General features: G+C 70.6%; 18 protein-coding genes and 2 pseudogenes. 8 read left to right on the top strand and 12 right to left on the bottom strand.

All coding sequences use genetic code 11. From position 1 onward, the window contains the following. The first annotated feature begins 130 nt into the window (after positions 1 to 130). The 4 genes and pseudogenes from IG05_RS0116940 to IG05_RS0116950 all read left to right on the top strand — a co-directional run bounded on the left by IG05_RS0116940 (position 131) and on the right by IG05_RS0116950 (position 3,860). Positions 131 to 1,135 carry an NADP-dependent oxidoreductase gene (locus IG05_RS0116940; RefSeq protein ID WP_030343395.1) on the top strand — a complete coding sequence of 335 codons (1,005 nt, stop codon included), beginning with the start codon at positions 131 to 133 and terminating at the stop codon, positions 1,133 to 1,135. An 88-nt stretch (positions 1,136 to 1,223) separates the two neighbouring features. Continuing rightward, positions 1,224 to 2,096, top strand: coding sequence for an alpha/beta fold hydrolase (locus IG05_RS49325; protein ID WP_051789950.1), 873 nt, complete (start codon positions 1,224 to 1,226; stop codon positions 2,094 to 2,096). Positions 2,097 to 2,108: 12 nt separating this feature from the next. Then, a pseudogene (locus IG05_RS50615) lies at positions 2,109 to 2,231 on the top strand (DUF397 domain-containing protein); the annotation flags it as partial. Positions 2,232 to 2,369: 138 nt separating this feature from the next. After that, on the top strand, positions 2,370 to 3,860 hold the full coding sequence (locus IG05_RS0116950) for an alpha/beta hydrolase (protein ID WP_030343399.1): 1,491 nt from the start codon (positions 2,370 to 2,372) through the stop codon (positions 3,858 to 3,860). A 15-nt stretch (positions 3,861 to 3,875) separates the two neighbouring features. Here IG05_RS0116950 and IG05_RS42305 read toward each other — a convergent pair. The 5 genes and pseudogenes from IG05_RS42305 to IG05_RS0116975 all read right to left on the bottom strand — a co-directional run. Next, positions 3,876 to 4,520, bottom strand: a pseudogene (locus IG05_RS42305) (LuxR C-terminal-related transcriptional regulator); the annotation flags it as partial. Between the two features lie 513 nt (positions 4,521 to 5,033). Continuing rightward, positions 5,034 to 5,555: an NADPH-dependent FMN reductase gene (locus IG05_RS0116960; RefSeq protein WP_234335883.1), complete on the bottom strand. Its 522-nt coding sequence runs from the start codon at positions 5,553 to 5,555 to the stop codon at positions 5,034 to 5,036. A 164-nt stretch (positions 5,556 to 5,719) separates the two neighbouring features. Further along, entirely contained in the window at positions 5,720 to 7,000 is a 1,281-nt protein-coding gene (locus IG05_RS0116965) for an amidohydrolase (RefSeq protein WP_030343402.1), read from the bottom strand. Positions 7,001 to 7,048: 48 nt separating this feature from the next. After that, a complete protein-coding gene (locus tag IG05_RS0116970) occupies positions 7,049 to 7,690 on the bottom strand; it encodes a trimeric intracellular cation channel family protein (RefSeq protein ID WP_234335884.1) in 642 nt (213 codons plus the stop codon). 1,176 nt (positions 7,691 to 8,866) lie between these two features. Continuing rightward, complete coding sequence (locus IG05_RS0116975; RefSeq protein WP_158838926.1) at positions 8,867 to 9,289, bottom strand: hypothetical protein; 423 nt, start codon at positions 9,287 to 9,289, stop codon at positions 8,867 to 8,869. A 622-nt stretch (positions 9,290 to 9,911) separates the two neighbouring features. Between IG05_RS0116975 and IG05_RS0116980 the strand changes: the two genes are divergently transcribed. After that, the gene (locus IG05_RS0116980; protein WP_051789957.1) at positions 9,912 to 12,500 is read left to right on the top strand and encodes a hypothetical protein; all 2,589 of its coding nucleotides are present in this window, start codon (positions 9,912 to 9,914) and stop codon (positions 12,498 to 12,500) included. 319 nt (positions 12,501 to 12,819) lie between these two features. Here IG05_RS0116980 and IG05_RS0116985 read toward each other — a convergent pair whose 3' ends face one another. Both IG05_RS0116985 and IG05_RS0116990 read right to left on the bottom strand, forming a co-directional pair. Then, a complete protein-coding gene (locus tag IG05_RS0116985) occupies positions 12,820 to 13,416 on the bottom strand; it encodes an NADPH-dependent F420 reductase (protein ID WP_030343408.1) in 597 nt (198 codons plus the stop codon). 41 nt (positions 13,417 to 13,457) lie between these two features. Further along, a complete protein-coding gene (locus IG05_RS0116990) occupies positions 13,458 to 14,276 on the bottom strand; it encodes a 3'(2'),5'-bisphosphate nucleotidase CysQ (protein WP_030343410.1) in 819 nt (272 codons plus the stop codon). Between the two features lie 138 nt (positions 14,277 to 14,414). On the opposite strand from IG05_RS0116990, the gene IG05_RS0116995 reads away from it, so the two are divergent. Further along, complete coding sequence (locus IG05_RS0116995; protein ID WP_030343411.1) at positions 14,415 to 15,308, top strand: LysR family transcriptional regulator; 894 nt, start codon at positions 14,415 to 14,417, stop codon at positions 15,306 to 15,308. 256 nt (positions 15,309 to 15,564) lie between these two features. Here the strand turns inward: IG05_RS0116995 and IG05_RS0117000 are convergent, their stop codons facing one another. Further along, positions 15,565 to 15,981 carry a hypothetical protein gene (locus IG05_RS0117000; protein WP_234335885.1) on the bottom strand — a complete coding sequence of 139 codons (417 nt, stop codon included), beginning with the start codon at positions 15,979 to 15,981 and terminating at the stop codon, positions 15,565 to 15,567. Positions 15,982 to 16,216: 235 nt separating this feature from the next. Between IG05_RS0117000 and IG05_RS0117005 the strand changes: the two genes are divergently transcribed. Then, a complete protein-coding gene (locus IG05_RS0117005) occupies positions 16,217 to 16,402 on the top strand; it encodes a hypothetical protein (RefSeq protein WP_158838928.1) in 186 nt (61 codons plus the stop codon). A gap of 437 nt (positions 16,403 to 16,839) precedes the next feature. On the opposite strand, the gene IG05_RS47845 is transcribed toward IG05_RS0117005, so the two are convergent. Continuing rightward, positions 16,840 to 16,986 carry a hypothetical protein gene (locus tag IG05_RS47845; RefSeq protein ID WP_158838930.1) on the bottom strand — a complete coding sequence of 49 codons (147 nt, stop codon included), beginning with the start codon at positions 16,984 to 16,986 and terminating at the stop codon, positions 16,840 to 16,842. Between IG05_RS47845 and IG05_RS0117015 the strand changes: the two genes are divergently transcribed. Then, entirely contained in the window at positions 16,981 to 17,301 is a 321-nt protein-coding gene (locus IG05_RS0117015; RefSeq protein WP_051789960.1) for a hypothetical protein, read from the top strand. The two genes, IG05_RS47845 and IG05_RS0117015, sit on opposite strands and share 6 nt — an antisense overlap. Positions 17,302 to 17,599: 298 nt before the next feature. On the opposite strand, the gene IG05_RS0117025 is transcribed toward IG05_RS0117015, so the two are convergent. Genes IG05_RS0117025 through IG05_RS0117035 form a run of 3 tightly spaced genes read right to left on the bottom strand, consistent with a single transcriptional unit; the run spans position 17,600 to position 19,740 of the window. Next, entirely contained in the window at positions 17,600 to 18,430 is an 831-nt protein-coding gene (locus IG05_RS0117025; RefSeq protein WP_030343417.1) for an MBL fold metallo-hydrolase, read from the bottom strand. Further along, the gene (locus IG05_RS0117030) at positions 18,423 to 19,295 is read right to left on the bottom strand and encodes an NAD-dependent epimerase/dehydratase family protein (protein WP_030343419.1); all 873 of its coding nucleotides are present in this window, start codon (positions 19,293 to 19,295) and stop codon (positions 18,423 to 18,425) included. Before IG05_RS0117030 ends, IG05_RS0117025 begins: the two co-directional genes overlap by 8 nt. 49 nt (positions 19,296 to 19,344) lie before the next feature. Continuing rightward, positions 19,345 to 19,740 (bottom strand): nuclear transport factor 2 family protein, encoded by a 396-nt coding sequence (locus IG05_RS0117035; RefSeq protein WP_030343420.1) that lies wholly within the window; start codon positions 19,738 to 19,740, stop codon positions 19,345 to 19,347. Positions 19,741 to 19,767 lie beyond the last annotated feature (27 nt).

A 19,767-nucleotide genomic window follows, 5' to 3' on the forward strand; every position in this document is an offset into this window, starting at 1 on the left:
GAACGCGACCGAGGACGCCGCGCGCCCGCGGGCGGCCAGAACAACGACACATAGTGCCTCGCACCAGGAAGAACCGAGGACAGACGGAGACCCCGGCCTCTCACGGACGGGAAACGGAACGGAGACGACGATGAAGGCTTTCATGGTCGAGAACTACGGCGACCAAGCCGGGATGCGCGCCGCCGAAATACCCGACCCGCAAGTAGGTGCCGACGACGTCCTGGTGAAGATCCACGCGGCGGGCATCAACCCGTTGGACCTCAGAATCCGCAACGGAGACTTCAAGGCGTTCATGCCCTACCGTCTCCCGCTCGTGCTGGGCAACGACCTGGCAGGGACCGTCGTCCGGGTCGGCCCGTCCGTCACCCGCTTCGCGGTGGGCGACGAGGTCTACGCCCGGCCCGACAAGGACCGCATCGGCACCTTCGCCGAACTCATCGCCGTCCACCAGGACGACCTGGCACCCAAACCGGCCACCCTCACCATGGCCGAAGCCGCATCCCTCCCCCTGGTCGCCCTGACCGCATGGCAAGCACTGGTCGAGCGGGCACGCGTGCAGCCGGGCCAGAAGGTCCTCATCCACGCGGGCGTCGGCGGCCTCGGCTCCATCGCCGTCCAGCTGGCCAAGGCGCTGGGCGCGCACGTGGCCACCACCGTGAGCACCGCCAAGGTCGACGTGGCCAAGGGCCTCGGCGCGGACGTCGTCGTCGACTACCGCACCCAGGACTTCGAAGAGGTCCTCGACGGCTACGACGTCGTCCTCGACAGCCTTGGCGGCAAGAACCTCGCCAAGTCCCTGCGCGTTCTCAAGCCCGGCGGCACAGCCATCAGCGTCGCGGGCCCGCCCGACCCGGCCTTCGCCCGCGAACTGGGCGCGAACCCGATCCTCCGCCTGGCCATGACAGCCCTCAGCTTCACAGCCCGGCGCAACGCCAAGCGCCACGGTGTGACGTACTCGTTCCTGTTCATGAAGGCCAGCGGCACCCAACTGCGCGAACTCACCCCACTCATCGACACCGGGAAGGTCCGTCCCGTCATCGATCGCGTCTTCCCGTTCGAGGAAACCCTCCAGGCCATGGAGTACGTGGAGAAGGGACGGGCGAAGGCCGGCAAAGTCGTCGTCGCAATGACGTAAGGGAGGTGACGAGTCGCGGGCGTCCGTCACCTCCGCCGACAAGTCCCTGAACACCCCGCTCCCCGCCACACCACCTGAGTATCCGGCCATGAGCACGCCGCCCAGCTCCCCCGCCCCGACGTCGTACAAGAACACCCCGAACCGCTCCGTTTCCGTGCGTGGCGTGATCTTCGTCTACCGCCGGCTCGGCCCGGACGACGGCGTACCACTGATCCTCCTCGACCACCTGTCCGCAGTCCTGGACGACTGGGATCCCCGCGTCGCCGGCGGACTCGCTGCCCGGCGCCCGGTGGTCACCTTCGACAACCGCGGTGTCGGCGCGGCCGGCGGCACCACCCCCGACATGACCGAGGCGATGGCCCGCGACACCGTGCTGTTCATCCGGGCGCTCGGGTACGACAGGGTCGACCTGCTCGGCCTGTCGATGGGCGGCTTCATCGCCCAGGTCATCGCGGCAGAAGAACCCGATCTTGTACGCAAACTCATCCTCGCCGGCACGGGACCCGCCGGAGGCCCCGGCATCGACAAGGTCACCAGCCTCATTGTCAAGGACACCATCTGGCGACCTATCCGGCAGCAACGCGTCCTCGCCCTCAGCGCCGGTCCCGGTCAGTCAGACGCGTCACAGGCCATCAACGTCCGTCAACCGGTCGACGACCGTGCGCAGGTCCTTTTCGTGGGCGGAGGATTCGGGCAGGCGCCGGGTCTTCTCCCCAGCGTGCCGCCGGCGAAGCGCAGGGTCGGAGTGATTGCCCGGGCGAACGTCCACCGGGTCAAGGGGCAGCGGCCGGCGTGCCCGGAGTGCCGGGCGCGGATCTTCGCACGACCCTCCCCGCACCGTGCCCGGCACGTCCACCACCCGGAACGGCCGCCCGAGCGCGAGCCGGCGCACGAGTCCCCGAACACCACAGCAACGCCGGTGACATGCCGCCCGCGGGTTCCGCCGCCACTCGGCGGCTGAGGACTTCAGACGATGCGTGAGTACGACCTGAGCGGCGCCCGCCGGCGCAGGAGCACCTACAGCAACGGTGACGGCGGCAACTGCGTCGAGGTCGCCGACGGGGTCCCCGGTGTCGTACCCGTCCGGGACGGCAAGGTGGCCGACGGGTCCCGTGGTCCTCGCCGGGGCCGCAGTCCGGGTGGAGTCCGTCAGGGGGATGGTGGGGTAAACCCCAAGGCGTTTCAGGTTGTTGCCCGGATGGGGCGGCCCCGTGAGATCCGCGAAGCTCGTCGTATGACGCAGCCCAAGCGCACCATCCGCAACGTCGCCATCGTCGGCGTCTCCACCGCCCTTCTGGCCGTCACCGCGCCCGTGACCGCCTCCGTGGCCGCGAGCCACTCCGAGGGCCTCGCCTGGACCGCCTGCGAGGGCTCCGGCATCGACCCCCGCCAGCAGTGTGCCACCCTCCGGGTCCCCATGGACTACGCCGACCCCGACAGTCCCCGCATCGACATCGCCGTCTCGCGCATCCCGAGCAAGAATCCCGAGGCCCGGCGCGGCACCCTGCTTCTGATCCCCGGCGGGCCGGGCGGCTCCAGCCTGAACGACCCCTCGGGGAGAGGGCAAAGACTCCCCCAGGACGTCCTGGACGCCTACGACCTGGTCGGCTTCGCCCCACGCGGGCTCGCCCCGTCCACGCCCGTCGACTGCGGGCTCGACCACGGCGACCTCGCCACCTCCAAGCTCCGCCCCTGGCCCGCCGCCGACGGCTCGGTGGACGAGAACATGGCCGCCGCCCGCCGCATGGCCGACGCCTGTGCCGCGAACGGCGGCGAACTGATCCGGCACCTCAGCACCGCCAACGAGGCCCGCGACATCGACCGCCTCCGCGCCGCGCTCGGCGAGCGCAAACTCTCCGCGTGGGGCGTGTCGTACGGGACGTACGTCGGAGCCGTGTACGCGCAGTTGTTCCCGCACCGCACCGACCGCATCGTGTTGGACAGCAACGACAACCCTGATCCCACCCGCGTCGCCCGCGCCTGGCTGGCCGGGCACGAGCAGGGCGTGGAGGACACCTTCCCCGACTTCGCCGCGTGGGCGTCGAAGCCGGACAACCCGGACCGCGTCGCGAGCAGGGCCGCCGACGTCCGGCCGCTGTTCCTGCGGCTGGCGGCCCGCCTCGACCGGGAACCCCTCCCCTGGCCCGGCGCCAACCCGGAGGAGCTGAACGGCAACGTCCTGCGCCAGACCATGCTGGACAGCCTCTACTCCCCCAGCCGCTATCCCACGCTCGCCAAGCTGATGCGGGCCGCCCAGCAGGGCACCGTGCCACCCGCGCCCGCGGCGCCGCCCGAGGCCGTCCTGCAGAACGTCGCCGCCGTCGGCGCCGGCACGCTGTGCAACGACGTCGCGTGGCCCACGTCGAAGGCCGTGTACGAGAAGGACGTCGCCGAGAGCCGCGCCAAGTATCCGCTCACCGCCGGCATGCCCCGCAACGCGATGACGTGCGCCGCCTGGCCGTATCCGCCGCGTGAGGCGCCGGTGCGGATCACCGGCCGGGGGCCGTCCGACATCCTGCTCGTCCAGAACGAGCGGGACGTCGCGACCCCGCTCAGCGGCGCCCAAAAGCTCCGGGAGGCGTTCGGCCGACGCGCGGTCATGGTGACGGTGAACTCCGTCGGGCACGACGCCTTCCTCGCCAACGGCAACGCTTGCGGCGACCGTGTGGTCTCCCGCTTCCTGGCGACCGGGCAGCGGCCGGCCACGGACATCTACTGCGCCTGACGGTCGCCCGGCGCCACCAGCCCCGTAGGCCACGATCGACCAGGTGCACTCGGTCCCGCGCGCTCAGCTTGCCCATGGCGCGGCCCACGTGGGTCTTCGCGGTCAGCGGACTCAGCCCGAGGGAGTCGGCGATCTCCGTGTTGGTGAGGCAGCGGGTGACCAGGGCGAGGACCTGCCGCTCCCGCCCGGACAGGCAGCCGGGACCGCCGCCGCCCACCGCCGCGAGCGCGGGGCTGCGCAGGAACCGCTCGATCAAGCGGGCCGTCAGGCCGGGCAGGAGCAGGGCCTCCCCGGCCGCCACGGTGCGGATCACATCGAGGACTCCGCCGGGCCGGATGTCCATCACCAGGAACCGGAGGCGCCCCCTCGCAGGGTCTCCACGATGCTCTCGCCTGTGCCGTACGCGGTGAGGACCAGCACCTTCACGTCCGCCAGGTCCTCGTCGGCGGCGACCAGCCCGGTCGCCTCGATGCCGTCCAGGTCGGGCATGCGGACCTTCATGACGACGACGTTGGCCCGGCGGGCGCGCACCAGTTCCACGGCCTCAAGGCCCGCGCCGGTCTCACCGACGACCTCCGCGCCGGGGGCCGAGGCGACAAGCAGGGCGAACGCGGCACGGATCAGTGGACGCCGTCTCCCCGGGGCGGGACGCCGGCCGATGTCCGGACGTAGTCGCCGGTGTCGCCCTCTGCACCACGGCAGCAGATTCCCGTCTCGCATCCCCCTCTTCTGCTGGCGGCCCAGCTCGCCCCGACGCCCCCAGCCCTCAAACAGCCCGCTCCATGGAGTAGGCGCCCTCGCCGGAAGAACGCAGCATCAAGGGGGTCAGGCGGGCCAGGAAGGCGGTCAGATCGTCCAGACTGGCGGCCGCATGCTCCCGCCTACTCTGCCGGCGCCGGGAACCGCAGGGCTCACGGCCCGACAGGCAGCGCAGTCCCTTACGGCTTCAATCGATAATTCGGGGGAAAGAACTGCACTGCCCATCGGCGGAAGTGGAAAATCTCGCTACCTCCGTGCGATCGGAGGATGTCGACCGTCCGTCTGGCCTCGTCCTTGCCTCGGACCGGAACGAAGATCAGCCATTTGTCCTGGCTCAGGGGTTCATTCGTGGCTGACCCACATGAACCCCTTCATGTCGCCTCTCGTCTAGCGTAACGAACGCTGATGGCGCGCTCAGGCTTCTCGCGGAAGTACGGTGAGAACCCGGACAACGTGATCCCGGAATTCTTTCATGAAGTCCCGGAGAAAATGCTCCGTTCGACTGTCGACGACTTCTCCATCGCTGGTGAAAGCATCGCTATTGAACCTGACGTACGCCTCCGGTGCGTTCATTTGCGGCGAATCGCAGAAGCTGAGCACGCCGCGCAGGCTCTGCTGGGCGAGGGCAGTGCCGAGGGCGCCGGGGGACGCTCCGATCACAGCGGAGGGTTTGCGTGCGAATGAGTTGCTACCCCATGGACGACTGGCCCAGTCGATGGCGTTTTTGAGAGCGCCGGGAATGGACCGGTTGCACTCCGGGGTCACGAATAGGACGGCGTCGGCGGAGGCGATGGCATCCTTGAGCGCCTTGCCCTCGGCAGGGTAGTCGCTGTCGTAGTCGTAACTGCAGAGGGGTAGATCCTTGATCGGAATCTCAAAGAATTCCAAATCGGATGGCCTCGGGCGGACCGGGAGTTCCGCAAGGAATGAAACCACGGCCGGGAGCGGAGCGCGTGCTGGCAGAGCCCTCCAGGCGACCGAGTGCATCCACCACGGCCTGCCCGCACTCCTCGACGGAGGGCCCGCACAGCAGCAATCGACCGCCTCGCGGCCCACCGTGTCGGCACTTCAAGGCAACACAGGCGAAACGGTCGGAAGGCTCATCGGCTTGTGCGGCCCGGTTTGGCGAGGTGGGTGAGCGCCGCTGTGACCAGTGCCTGGACGCCGCTGTCCAGTGTGGGCTGCAGCACGGGGGCGAAGCGGGGGCTGTGGTTGGCCGGGATGTCCCGGGCCAGGGTGCCGCCTTGCCGTGCGGCCTGGTAGGTATCCGGATCGACACAGCCCAGGGCCCAGTAGGTGTACGGGGTACCGAAGGCGTCCGGGATCCGGCTGAAGTCCTCACTGGCGCTCTGGAGCTCGGCAGTGACCGCGCGCTCTGCGAACATCGCGGCGAAAGCGGCGGAGACCTCGCGGGTGACCGCGTCGTCGTTGACGGTCGGCGGGAAACGGGTGCCCTCCTCGATCTGCGGCGCGCGAGTCGCCCCGGAGGCGTCGCACTCGGCATGGGCGATGCGCCGCACGGCGGACAGGACAGCGCGCCGGGTCTCGTCGTCGTAGGTGCGCACGTTCACCAGCAGATCGGCCGTCTCCGGAATCACGTTGCCGCTCGTGCCCGCCTGGACGGAGCCCACCGTGACCACGGCCGGCTGGGTGGCGGCCAACTCGCGCGAGACGATCGTCTGGAGACGGACGACGATCATCGAGGCGATCACCACGGGGTCGATGGCGGCCTGCGGTGCCGAGCCGTGAGCGCCCCGGCCATGAACAATGATCTTCACATTGTCCGCCGCGGAGAGGAAGGACCCGGCGCGCGTGCCGACCTGCCCGGCCGGATAGGGAAGCACATGCTGGGCAAACGCGACGTCTGGGCGGGGAACCCGGTCGGTCAGCCCATCGGCGAGCATCCGGTCAGCACCGTCCCCCGGCTCTTCGGCAGGTTGGAACAAGGCCACCAGCGTGCCCTGCCACGCCCACGGCACGGCGGACATGAGCCGCGCCGCTCCCAGCAGGCAAGTCACGTGCATGTCGTGTCCGCAGGCATGCCCCACAGGCACCCGCCGGCCCGAAGCGTCCGTGGCTTCGGCCGTGCTGGCGTAGGTCAGACCGGTCTCCTCAAGAACCGGCAAGGCATCCATGTCGGCCCGCAGCAAAACGGTCGCACCCTCCCCGTTGGCCAGCACACCGACCACACCGGTGCCGCCGATCCCCTCCTGCACCCGGTAGCCGCAGTTCCTCAGGCGCTCCGCCACACCGGTCGCGGTGCGGTGCTCCTGGTGCCCCAGCTCGGGATGGGCGTGCACATCCTTGTACACCTCTTCGAGGTCGGACCGGATGTCATCGAGCCCGGCCAGAACAGCATCTGCGGAGCCTTTGGGTGTCATGGCTGTGTACTCCTGCATCTCGGTGGGTGAGCGCAGCGGCCGTTCCCGTCAGGGGTCCCGGTCCTTGGCTGACCCCGGCCGCCAGTCGCGGCTGTTCGGCAGCTTCCAGCCCCAGTGGGACGCGGCCAGCCGCAGCGAGATACCTACCGTGACTCCGGCCAAGACACCTACGGTGGATGCACCGAGTCGGCTGCAGACCACCATCACCGCGCTCACCACCATCGCGACGGTCGCGTACAACGGGGTGCCGCCGAGGATGGAAGGCGTCCGCGCGAGCAGCAGGTCCCGGATCGCCCCGCCGCCGACCGCTGTGATGGTGCCCAGCAACACGGCCGGCAACCAGCCCAGGCCGACCGCGAGCGTCTTCTGGGCGCCGGCGACCGCCCAGACGCTGAGCGCCGAGGCATCCAGGAGGTTGAAGACCCAACCGGAGGTGGGGCGGCTCAGATCGGCTAGGAAGGCCAGCAGGGTGCCGGCGGTGGCGACCGCGAGATAGGTGTAGTCGGTCAGGGCCACAGGTGTGCCGTGCTGCAGCAGGGTGTCGCGGAGGATCCCGCCGCCCAGGCCGGAGACGATGCCGATGACCAGGAAGCCGAACAGGTCCAGACGACGGGCCCGGGCCAGCACCCCGCCGAGCGTGCCGTTGGCGAACACCCCGCTCAGGTCCAGCGCCCGGGTCAGCTCGGTCACGCTCTCAGGCGACAACGACCGGACCACAGACACCAGCGTCTCCCTTCCCGCTTCTACCATCGAAGCAGTCAGAGGCGCCACGTGCCCGCCGGGCATGGCATGCGAGGCAGCCTCTCCGGCCACCGGCCAGCCGGACAGCGACCGTGGCGTCCGTGCGCAGGGCAGGTGCCCTCTGGACGGGGAGATCGACTGAGCAGGTATGGAGTCGCCCCCGAGCAGGGGGTGGCCGGTGTCAACGAGCCGCCGTCATCCCCACACCAGGCACCCGGACGGCGTAACGGGCCGACCGGATTCCGGCGGGCTTCTGGATCATCCTCACGGGCGGGCTGAGTCCAGCGGTCAGCGGCGGTGCCGGCTGGCCATCCGGAACGAAACAGCGCTCTGATCGATGGAGGCAGTGATGGCTGAACGTCTGCGCGAACGGCTGATCGGCGCGGCCAAGGGGCGCGGGGCCAGGGGCCGGGCGGCGAAGGCGGCCGGGCCAGCGGGGCAGGACGGCGGCGGCGCCGGACGCGGTGGTCCGGAGCGCGGGAGCGGCCAAGGGCCGGCGCCCGGCAGCGAACCGGCGGACCGGGGTGAGCAGCGGCGGCCGACCGGCGGCGTGGCCAAGGCCCGGCAGCGGGCGGCGTGGGCGCGGCCAGAGCCCGACCGGGACGCGACCATCCGGACAGCAACATCCGGGAGGGTGACAAGTGGAGCCCGAGTCGGTGCGCGCCGCGGCGGGACGGCGGTACCCGTCCCGATCAGACCCGGAACGGCGGTACCCGTCCCGGGGCGGCCCTGGAACGCGGACGGACGACCGGCGGGCGCCCCTGAGCCGGCGGACCAGCGGCTCATGACCGGCGGACCAGCGGCTCAGGACCAGCGCACCAGCAGCTCAGGGCCGGCTTCGAACGAGGCGGCACAGCACGGTCGCGTAGCCGTCGGCGACGGCGTCCCCGGCCCTGGCCGCGGCCAGGGCGGCAACGGCCACGAACCGTGTTCCAGCGGTCAGTTCCACAAGAACCCGGACCCTGAGGCCTGGGCCGGCATTGATGGGCTGCCGCCGTCGGGGACGTGACAAGCCCGGCCACGCCTTGCCGAGGCTGCGTGCCCAGGTGAGCTGTGGCCGATCTCCGGTCGGGACCGGCCGCAGCTCACCTGGTCGTCAGGGTCCCGTCCACCGCGTCAGCTGCGTCAGCTGACGTCCTTGCAGGGCAGTCCGACGGAGGTGTACGTGCCACCGGAGAGCTCCCACCCCTCGGCGCAGGTCTGACCGGTTCCCCTGCCGGACCCCACGACGCCGGGATAGGCGCTGTCCTGGCCGTTGACCCTCATGTTGGGGCCCCACACGTTGATGTGGCCGTAGAACCGGTTGGTGCCGCTGTAACTGCCGCGGGTCGTGTAGCCGGAGGCGTTGCCGGTCACGCTGATGCACACCTTGTGGTTGCATCCGCGCGCATCCCTCATCTGGGCCTCGCTGCCCACGCGCAGACACACGTCCTTCGCGCATGCCCAGTTCGCCTCGGCCACACGAGCCGTCTCCGTGGCCCCGGCGGCCGCGCCGCTTCCTGCAACCAGGCCGAACACCGCTGCTGCTGCGACAAGTACCGAACGCATCGAACCTCCACTGTGAGGGGTAGTGGGCCCGGGGCCGTCCCCGTGCCTCGGCACAGGGATAGCCGGAATTCTCTGTTCGGTGTCCGGACGGCGGCGGTGAACAATCAACCGCCGAACATCACGTGGCCGTTCTGCCCTCCGAGCCCGTCCGGCCAAAGACGGCTCGCGGGTGGACGCGTTGAGGCGTCGCAGCCGAACGGGGGGCCGAACCCCGCCACACCCGACGGTGACAATGGAGCCGAAAATCAGCGCCCCTCCACCGGTGACCTCGACGGGCGACGACACTTGTCGCAGACCAGCTCGGATCGGGGGAAACATGGCGCGTAGAGAGTCACCGCTTCCTGAGGGCGACGGCCCGGTGGTGCGGTTCGCCGCGGAACTGAGGGAACTTCGCCGGGCCGCGGGTAGTCCCTCCTACCGCGATCTCGCGGTCCGCGCGCACTATTCGGTGGCGACTCTGTCAAGCGCTGCCTCGGGCCGGAAGCTGCCGTCCCTCGAAGTGACCCGTGGCTATGTCAGTGCCTGTGGCGGCGACCCGGAGCGGTGGGAGGCCCTCTGGCACGAAACGGCCGCCGGCATCGCTTCCGAGAGCAGCGCGGCTGATGCCACCGCTCCCCGACCGATGCGGGACGACTCGCCCTACCCGGGGCTCGCCTCCTTCGGCTCACGGCACAGTCGGTTCTTCTTCGGGCGCGAACGCGTGGTCGAGCAGTTGCGCGGACGGATCGCGGAGCAGCGCTTCGTCGCCCTCTTCGGCGCTTCGGGAGCCGGGAAGTCCTCGGTGCTGCACGCGGGGCTGTTACCGTCCCTGCGATCCGGGGGTCAGGCGGTCGTCACCCTCACACCGGGCGCCCGGCCACTGGAGGAACTGGCGGTACGTCTGGCGGCTCATGTGGCCACCACGCCCGGCTGCCTGCTCCGGGAGGTGTGGGCAGACCCCGCAAATCTGCACCTCATCCTGCGTCAGATCGTCACCGGGGGGCCGGAGCGGGGCGAGGTGGTTCTGGTCATCGACCAGTTCGAGGAACTCTTCACCCTCTGCTCCCGTGACGAGGAGCGTGACCGCTTCCTCGACGCTCTCCTCCTGGCGGCCCGGGCCGAGAACAGTGCGTGTCGCGTCGTCGTGGGAGTCCGGGCGGACTTCTACGCGCACTGCATCGGGCACGCCGGCCTCGCCAGCGCCCTCGACGCCGCGATGGTGACGCTCGGCCCGATGGACAGCGAGGAGCTCCACCGGGCCATCTGCCGCCCTGCGGAGGCGGTCGGCTGCCGAGTCGAGGGGCGGCTGCTGGCCTACCTGATCGCCCAGGCCCAGGGCAACGCAGGGATGCTTCCGCTGCTCTCCCACGCGCTCCTGGAGACCTGGAGGCATCGCCGGGGCACCTTGTTGACCATGGAGGCCTGCCGGACCGCAGGCTCCATCGAGCACGCCCTGGCCCACACCGCCGAACGGTTCTACGAGGCGTTCAGCGCCCGGCAGAAGGAAGCGGCCCGGCACCTCTTCCTGCGGCTCGTCGCCGTCGGGGAGGGAGTCGAGGACACCAAGCGCCGTATCGACCGCTGCGAACTGTCCCCCGACTCCGACACCACGACGATCGTCGATCGCGCCGCCGCCGAGCGACTGATCACCATCGATGGTCAGCACGTGGAACTGACGCACGAAGCACTCATCCGCTGGTGGCCACGGCTCGGCGGATGGCTCGCGGAGGACCGCGAGGTTCTGCGCGCCCGTCGGCAGCTGACGGAAGCGGCCACGACCTGGGCGCACCTGGAGCAGGACCCGGGCGCCCTGCTGCGAGGCGCACGACTGGAAGCGGCTCGCCCCCTGGCCGGGTCGAAGGACGTCGGGCTCACCGCGGACGAGAGGGCGTTCCTCGACGCGAGTCTGGCGGCCGAGGGCTCGGAACTGGCGGCAGCCGCCCGGCGCAGGCGCCGACGGCGTCTGATGATCGCCGCCTCGGCGGTGCTTCTCGTGGTGTCGACAACGACCTCCCTCCTCGCGGTGCACGCCGACCGGGAGGTCACGGCCCAGCGTGACGAAGCCGTCGCCTACAACGCGAGCACGACAGCGATCGGGCTGTCGCGCCGGTCACCGGACCTTGCCGCACAGATCGCTCTGGCCGCCTACCGGCTGAGGCCCGGCCGGCACAGCCGCGACGCGCTCCTCAGCACTCTGATGTCCACTTGGACCGCGCACCGGGCGGAGATGTACGCCGTCGACGTCAGCCACGACGGCACCGTCCTGGCGACGGGAGGCCGAGACCGCACCGTCCGCCTGTGGGACATGCGCGCTCCCCGTGCACCCCGCGAGACCGCTGTGCTGACCGCTCACAAGGACGCCGTCTACGCGCTTGCCATGCACCCCGGCCGCTCCGTACTGGCCAGCGCCGGCGCCGACGGAACGCTCGCTCTGTGGGACATCGCCGACCCGCGCCGGCCGCGCCGGCTTTCCACGCTGCGGACGCCTACGAAGACGGTACGCGCCCTGGCCTTCAGCCCGGACGGACAGACCCTCGTGAGCGCCGGCAGCGACGGGGACGTGGTGCTGTGGAACACCCGCTCCGTCAGGAAACCTGTCCGCGGCGTCAGCTTGCGGGGCCATCGGGACGAGGTCAGGTCGGTGGCCTTCAGCCCGGACGGACGGCTGCTGGCGACCGCCGGAGGCGGTGACGAACGCGTCATCCTCTGGGACACGACGTCCCCGAAGCACCCTGTGGAGCGCGCCGACTGGCAAGCGCACACCACGACCGCCCTCTCCGTCGCCTTCAACCCGCGCACCTCCGTCCTCGCCACGGCGGGCGGCGGAGACCGTCCCGTGAAACTGTGGCAGGTCACAGGAACCCGCCGTCCGGTGATGCTCGCCGCGCTGGACGGACCCACCGACGTGGTCGGCGATGTCGAGTTCAGCCCCGACGGCCGCATGCTGGCAGCAGGCAGCGACGACCGCACGGCCCGCATCTGGCGGGTCTCCTCACCGCGGCGGCCGCGGAAGGAGACCGTGCTCGCGGGCTTCACGACCGCGGTGCTGGGGCTCAGGTTCACTCCGGACGGAAGGCATATGGTCACCGGCGTGTTCGACGGGTCCGCCCACACGCTGCCGACCGATTTCGACCGACTGGTCACCAACGCATGCGCGTACGCCGGTCAGTCCCTCACTCACGACCAGTGGCGGCAGTACCTCGGCAAACTGCCTTACCGCCGGCCGTGTTGACGAGAGCGACTCCGCCCGCGCGGTCCATACATCCCCCAGTCGACTCAAACGGCCACTGTCACTTCGGGGCCGGATGGCTCCCGGGTCCGCCGCCCGGTCGTTCCAGCGGAGACATCCCTGTGGATGCACCAGCTGCTCGCCCTCGCAGGCTGGTGACGCTCGATTGCGCGTCGCGGGTACCGGGTCGGGACGCTGAGGGCCGTTGAGTGGCCGCGCGCGTACGTACCGGGGCCGGCCTCCCGAACCCTAGGTTCTGGCCGCGGCGACTCGGCGGGGCCATAGCCCGCGAGGAACACCGAAGCCCGGCGCAGGGCGACAGTCAGCGGGCGATGGAGATCGCGAAGGGTGTGAACCCGGAGGACCGGATGACGTGCGGTACGAACAGGATCGCGGCCTCGGTGGCGCGGGCGGTCTGGATGCCGCCCAGGTCGGTGATCCATTCCTTTTGCCAGCCGAGGTCGGTGAGCAGTTCGCGGACGGTCTGCTTGGCCTGCGGGTCCTCGCCCGAGAGGAACGCGGTCGGCGTCTTGCGGAGCGTGGCCGGCGAGGTCATCACCGGGAAAAGCATGGTGTTGAGTGTCTTGACGACGCGCGTTTCCGGGAGCGCTTCCTGGAGTTGTTCGGCAAGGCTCGAACCGGGGTAGATCAGATCGGCGGGCAGTCCGTCCGGTCCGTCGGTGGTGGCGTTGGAGACGTCGACGAGGATTTTGCCCCGGAGTTCTTCGCGCAGAGCGGCCAGCCGGTCCAACGAGCCGGCACCCGGGGTGGCGTTGATGACGATCCGGGCAGTCCGGGCACCGTCGGCGGCGGCGCCCGGCGTACGGTCCGCCACGGTCACTTCGTGTCCTGCCCTGGTGAGGGCTTCCGCCAGGTTGCCGCCGACGCGGCCGTTTCCGAGAACTGCGATCGTGGTCATGATGATCTGGTCCTTCCGTGCGTGCGGGTTGCGGTGCGCGCTCAGCGCGAGAGCGTGGATACGGCCTCGGCGTGGACGCCGGGCGCGGCAGCCAGGAAGCTCTGGCTCTGTGGGGTCCAGGGGCGGCCCTCGGCGTCGGAGATCCGTCCGCCGGCCTCGGTGACGAGCAGCGCTCCGGGAAGCAGGTCCGCACGGGCGCCGGCGAACTGCCAGAAGGCGTCGATCCGGCCGGCGGCCACGTTCAGCAGGTGCAGGGTCGCGGGCACGGCGACGCGGACGACGAGCGCGTCGAAGAGCATCGCGGTGATCGAGGAGCCGACGCGCCGCACGACCTCTGCGTCCTCGTCCGGCCGGGCCTGGCTGGTGGCCACGATGCTCAGGCCGAGGCCCGCGGTCTGGGAGACGTGCAACGGCCGGCCGTCGAGCTGGGCGCCCGCGCCGTCGAGCGCGGTGTAGGTCTCGCCGGTCAACGGCAGGTGGACCGCGGTGAGCACCGGCTGGTTCTCCCGTACGAGGGTGGCGGTCACCGCCCACTCCGGCAGGGCGTGCAGGTGGTTGACGTTGCCTTCGGCCGGATCCACGACCCACCATTCACCGGACGGCAGCGCCCCGCCGTCCAGTTCGTCCTCCACCCAGCCGGCGTTCGGGCGCAGGCGTGTGAGGCGGGGGCGCAGGATGGCGAGGGCCGTGTCGTCGTTGGCGGCGAGCGCGCGCATCAGCTCTTCGCGGGTCTCGTAGCGGGCCACCTCGCCAAAGCGCTCGCGCAGCGCCGAACCCGCCTCACGCACGGCGATCGCGGTCTGGGCGAGCAGGTCGGCGTCGGAGGCGGCGACGTCAGTGGTCTCAAGCGTTTCGGACATGGTGTATTCCCGTCTGAGGAGGGGTGACGAGGCCGGTCGGGGGCCGAACTGCGCGTTGCTTCTTGCGCTTTCGCCTCAACGGTATGCAGCCCTGCAATTAACTTCAAATGCATGTAAGGCACGGCTAGGATTACTCACATGCAATTGGATTTGAACCTGCTCGCCGCGCTCGACGCGCTGCTGGAGGAGGGCAGTGTGGCCGGGGCGGCGGCGCGCCTGCATGTCACCGCCCCCGCGATGAGCCGGAGTCTGGGCCGGCTCCGGCGCACGACCGGGGATCAGATCCTGGTGCGCACCGGCCGCACGATGACCCCGACGCCGTATGCGATCGCCGTCCGGGAACAGGTGCATGAACTGCTGCACCAGGTCCAGGGTGTGCTGGCACCGAGCCGTGAACTCGATCTGGCAACGTTGGAGCGCACTTTCACACTCCGCTGGCACGATTCCCTGGTCGCCTTGAGCGGCCCCGCGCTGCTCGCGGCCGTGCGCGGACAGGCGCCGGGCGTGCGATTGCGCTTCGTTGCGGAATCGAGCATCGACACCCCCGAGTTGCGGCGCGGCGAGGTCGACCTGGAGGCGAACGCGAACCGCCCGAGCGCACCGGACATCCGTTCCGAGAACGTGGGCGAGACCCGCCTCGTCATCGTCGTGCGGCAGGGGCACCCCCTCACGCGCGTCAAGATGGTCACAGCAAAGCGGTACGCCGCCGCTGAGCACGTCACCGTCTCGCGACGTGGAAACCTCGGCAATGCCATCGACGACGCCCTCGCGCGGCTCGGCCTCACCCGCCGCGTAGTGGCGACCGCGCCCACGGAAGCGGCCGCGCTGGAGTTCGCGCGCGGCTCCGACATTCTGATCAGCGTCCCCGAAGCCACCACACGGTCAGCGGTCGCCGACCTCGGCCTGGTCGTGCTACCCCTCCCGCTCGACCTGCCGTCGGCACCCATATACCTGTCGTGGCATCAGCGCTACGACACCGACCCCGCCCACGCCTGGCTGCGCGGGCTGGCGCGAAGCGCGCTGGCCATGTGAGCAGCGTCGTAGTCGGCGCCGTCCGGCCGCTTCACCCATACGCCCCGAGGTCCACGCGACCACAGCGGCGATGTGCTTGGACGTCAGGAGGGGCTGGTCCGTGCGGGTGCCGGCCGTGGAGGCGGCCAGACCGACGCCTGCGGCTCACCATCGCGGAGCGCCGTGTGCAGATCAATCTCACCGGGATTTCCGTTCGTGGCGAACCCGCACGCTTCACCTCGCTGCCTGTAGGGGCGTGGGGTCGTCCGGACTCGGTTCACGCTTCGTCGCGGTGGGTGAGGCGGCCGTCGGTGAGCCGCCAGTACTGCTGGTGCGGAGTCAGTTGCCAGGTCTTGTCGGCAGCGAGCGCCTGCGTGATCCATTCGTGGAGTTGTGGGAGGGCATTCGTTCGCAGAACAGCTCGGGTGGCGGCACGCTCAGTGGCGTCGACCGGGTGGACGTCCATGCGGAAGCCGACCGTGTCCGGGTGGATGCCGCGGCCGTAGTTGCGGGAGTTCGGAGCGATCCATTCCGCTGCCAGGACGATGGTCCCGCTGTCATGTCCAGTGAGGAACCGCAGGTCCGTGACCCGGCTCATGTAAGAGCCAAGACACTCGTTGATGTCGGTGGAGGTCAGTGGCCAGGCACGGTGCCGGGGCAGTCTTCGATGTCGTGCGGACATGGCAAGCAGCATGGCAGAAGGACTCTGCCGGACCCCACGGCTTTGTCGGGCCGCCTGCTCCACGAGGTGCTCCCGGGATGCGGGCGAGCACCCGGTACGCCGGCTCGTCCGGGGCCGCAGCGGTCCACGTTCGCCGGCTTCGCCCTGCGCGTGTGCCACCACGGCCCGGCTCCGGCAGTCCTCGCACATTCGTATGAGATGCGCGCGCCTCCAGCTCCGCGCGGCGCCCATTCCACTCGCGCGCGGCTTGACGGAGCAGGCCCATAGGATCACCGCGCAGGCCCGGCGTGAGGCCGATGCGATCCTCGCCGAGGCGCGGAAGCAGGCCGAGCGGATCGCAGCTGTCTGCGCGGAGATCGTGATGGAACCGAGCAGGATCGTGCGGAAGCTGCACAGTCGCTGGCCCAGGGCCGCCGGCAGGCTGAACGTGTGAGGGACGCCTCCGCGGAGATCATGCTGAGGACCGTGCAGAACCGCAGGAAGGTGGCGGAGGCGTCGATCGATCTGCCCGCAGGCTGCCCGTACCGACACGGCCGGGAGGGAGGGTTCCCACAAGGCCGTCACTGGAGGGCGGTTGGCGTCTGTTGGGCGTCGGCACGACCAGGTGCACTGCAGCCTTTGAAAGGGCCGAACGTGCGTGTGGTGATGTCACGGGAGTCTTTCGCCAGGACACCGGTCCCGTGCTCGCCATCGGGTGTCCGACGGCTAGTTGCGGAATCGGGCACTCATGGGCTGGTCAGTTCCACGGCGGCGAGCTTGCGTACCTGGGGCATCCGCGGGCCTGACTGACGACAGAGAGACGGAACCGGCCGGTCACCATCCGCAGGGAGCCGCTGACTTGTGGCATCGGCTCCGGGTGAGGGTGGCGGGTCAGACACGGATGCGGGTGAGGATCTCGCTGTCGGGGGCGGGACGGACGCTGGAATCGTCGTGCCGACCGGGACGCGCCATGAGCACGGCGACGACTACGGCGGCCAGGGCTGCTGTCGCAGCCGCGCCCAGGAGGGCGATGTGCATGCATTCGATGAAGCCCCGCAGTCCGGTGCTGCCCTCATGAGCATGTTCCAGGACGCCGTACCGGACGATGCCGTCGCGGCCCTGGTCAAGGAGGCGTGGGAGGGGGAGATAGTGAAGCGGCTCGCCGGTGGACGGTATGCGCGCAGGCGGGCAGCGGCCTTCTCCAGCGTGCTCGTGGGTCTGATCGGCACCCGCTGCCTGTTGCGGCTGGAGCCCGTGGGTTCGATGAGCCGCGAGGAAGTGAACCGCCTGTTTGAACGCCAGCTACGTCTGGCCTTGGGGATGCCGCCGCGCCGCCTGGCGCGTCCCGTCTGACCGACGGCGCGGGTCTCGCCCAGGGCAGGAACCACGCAAGGCTGGCCTCTCGCTTCGTAGGAGGTGGCGGTCTTGTCGTACCTGGGGGACGCCCGAGAAGTGCTTCCTACCGCATCGTCGAGCCGGTCACCGAGGCCGTGGCCGCCGCCCCGGGCCGGACCAGCCTGGTCGTCACCGCCGACCGCGCCCTCCACGCCCAGGTCACCGCCCTGGGCGCGGAGGTCATCGGCCCGCGCACGGTCCGTCACCGACGCCGTGTCACCGACGCCGGCTCATCCCCTCGTGCGGCACCACCCGGTCAGGAGCCGGCCTTCATCGGCGGGGCCTGCTCATGGCGCAGGTAGCGCTCCACCGAGCGGGTCAGCACCTCGTTGCCGTCGGCGGTGACCACGCGGTCCCACCAGGCGCCGTAGATGCGGTCGAAGCGGTAGCCGGCGAGCAGTTCGCCGGCGGCTCGGACGGCGTCGGGGCGCTCGGGGACGTGGTTGGCGTAGCTGTACATGATGCTGACCCACCGGGGGTCGGGGCCGACGTTGACGATGTCGCCGGTGAAGAGCGCGCCCCGGCCGGCGTTCCAGTGCATGACCGCGCTGCCCGGGAAGTGGACGCCCGGGTTGATCAGCGTCAGTTCGTCGGTCAGCCGGTGAGTCCGCCCGCTCCAGAAGTGCAGGGCGGGGTCGGGGCGGCCGACCCACTGCCGGTCGGCCTCGTGCAGGTACACGGGCGCGTCGAAGGCGTGCGCCCAGTCGACCATGGCGGAGTAGAAGTGCGGGTGGCTGACGGCGATCGCGGTGATGCCGCCGAGTTGCGCCACTTCGCGGATCACGGCGTCGTCGAGGTAGGGCACGCAGTCCCACAGCACGTTGCCGGCGGCCGTGCGCAGCAGCAGCGCGCGCTGGCCGATGGCGAACTCGGGAACGCTCCCGACGCCGATGACGTCCGGGCCCTGTTCCTCGAAGCGGCCCCGGTGGCCGTCGGCGCGCAGCTCGGCCAGGCTGGTCCACTGCTGGCCGCCGCGTCCGACGTACTGGCGCTCGTCCAGGCAGACCGGGCAGTCGGCCCGCGGTACGGCGTACTGGGTGCCGCAGGTGCGGCAGACGGGCAGCGTCGTGCCGGTGGGTTCAGCCACGGTCGCCTCCGGCGAGCTCGGTGAGTACGTACGGGCGGCTGGGCCGCCAGCCGAGTTCGGCGACGGCGCGCTGCCCGGACACCACCTGGTTCAGACCCAGGGCCTCGGCGAACGGGCCACCCAGGGCCTGGGCGGCCTGCTCCAGCGGCCAGGGCTCGGCGCGGCCGGTGCCGCCCGCAGCGAGGTCGGCGGCCGCGGCGAGCGCCGCGACCGGCACCGCTTCGTGCGCCACGCCGTGCAGCACGCTGCCCGCGTCAGCCTGGGTCACCGCCAGCACGAAGAGTTCGGCGAGGTCGTCCACGTGCACCATCGGCCAGCGGGTCGCCGCCGAGCCGACGTACCGGCCGGTGCCGTGCTCACGCGCCCAGTCGGTCATCAGGCCGGGAATACCGCCGCCGTGTCCGTACACGATGCCGGGCCGTACGACGACGGCGCGCACGTCGTCCCGGCCGGCGTCCAGCACGCGCTGCTCGATCCGCGGGCGGTAGCCGACGATGGCGATGGCGTCGGTCGGTGCGTCCTCGTCGAGGGCCGCGTCTCCAGTGGCGCCGAGCACCCAGACACCGCTGGTGTACACGAAGGCCCGTCCGGTGCCGCGCAGCGGCTCGGTCAGCGCGTCGACGGCCGCCGCGTCCACCGCCTCTTCGCCGGTCGGCGTGGCGAGGTTGAGCACGGCGTCGATGTCGTCGGTGACGGCCGCCCGCAACGCGGCCGGGTCGGCCAGGTCGCCCTTGAGTGCCGTCGCCCCGTCGGGCAGCCGGCTTGCGTCCTTCACGAGATGGACCACCTGGTGGCCCTCCGCCTCGATCCGGCGCACCACGGCCGATCCGATGTAGCCGGTCGAACCCAGTACGAGTGTCTTCATACCCGATCTCATTTCGTTGGTTGGCGAGTTGGGGCGGGTTGTGCCCGCCTCACGGGCGTGCACGGAATGCGGGCGACGTGGCGTCGCCGGTGGTCTTGCCGTAGCCGAGGGACTCGACGATGCGGCCGTCCCGCACCAGCACGAGGTTCACGCCGCGGACGGAGTCGGCCGGTCCGTCACCGAAGCGGTACCGCCAGCGGACCGTGGCCCGTTCACCGGTGACGACGACGGCCTCGGGTTCGAACCGGCCCGCGCGGTCCTCGACGAGGGACCGGCAGAACTCCAGGCATTCGGCGAGCCCTTCGTAGCGGGCCCCGTCGGGCGCCGGGCCCCTCGACTCCATCACGCAGTCCTCGGCGATCAGCTCGGCGAGCGATGACGTGTCACGTTCGAGGAAGGCCCGGTTGAAGCGGTGGACGACCTCGGACGTGGTACGGAACGACATGTCGCACCCTCCCAGAAGCACCCCGAC

Origin of the sequence: Streptomyces sp. NRRL S-1022 (assembly GCF_000720135.1) — a bacterium.
GTDB lineage: Bacteria > Actinomycetota > Actinomycetes > Streptomycetales > Streptomycetaceae > Streptomyces.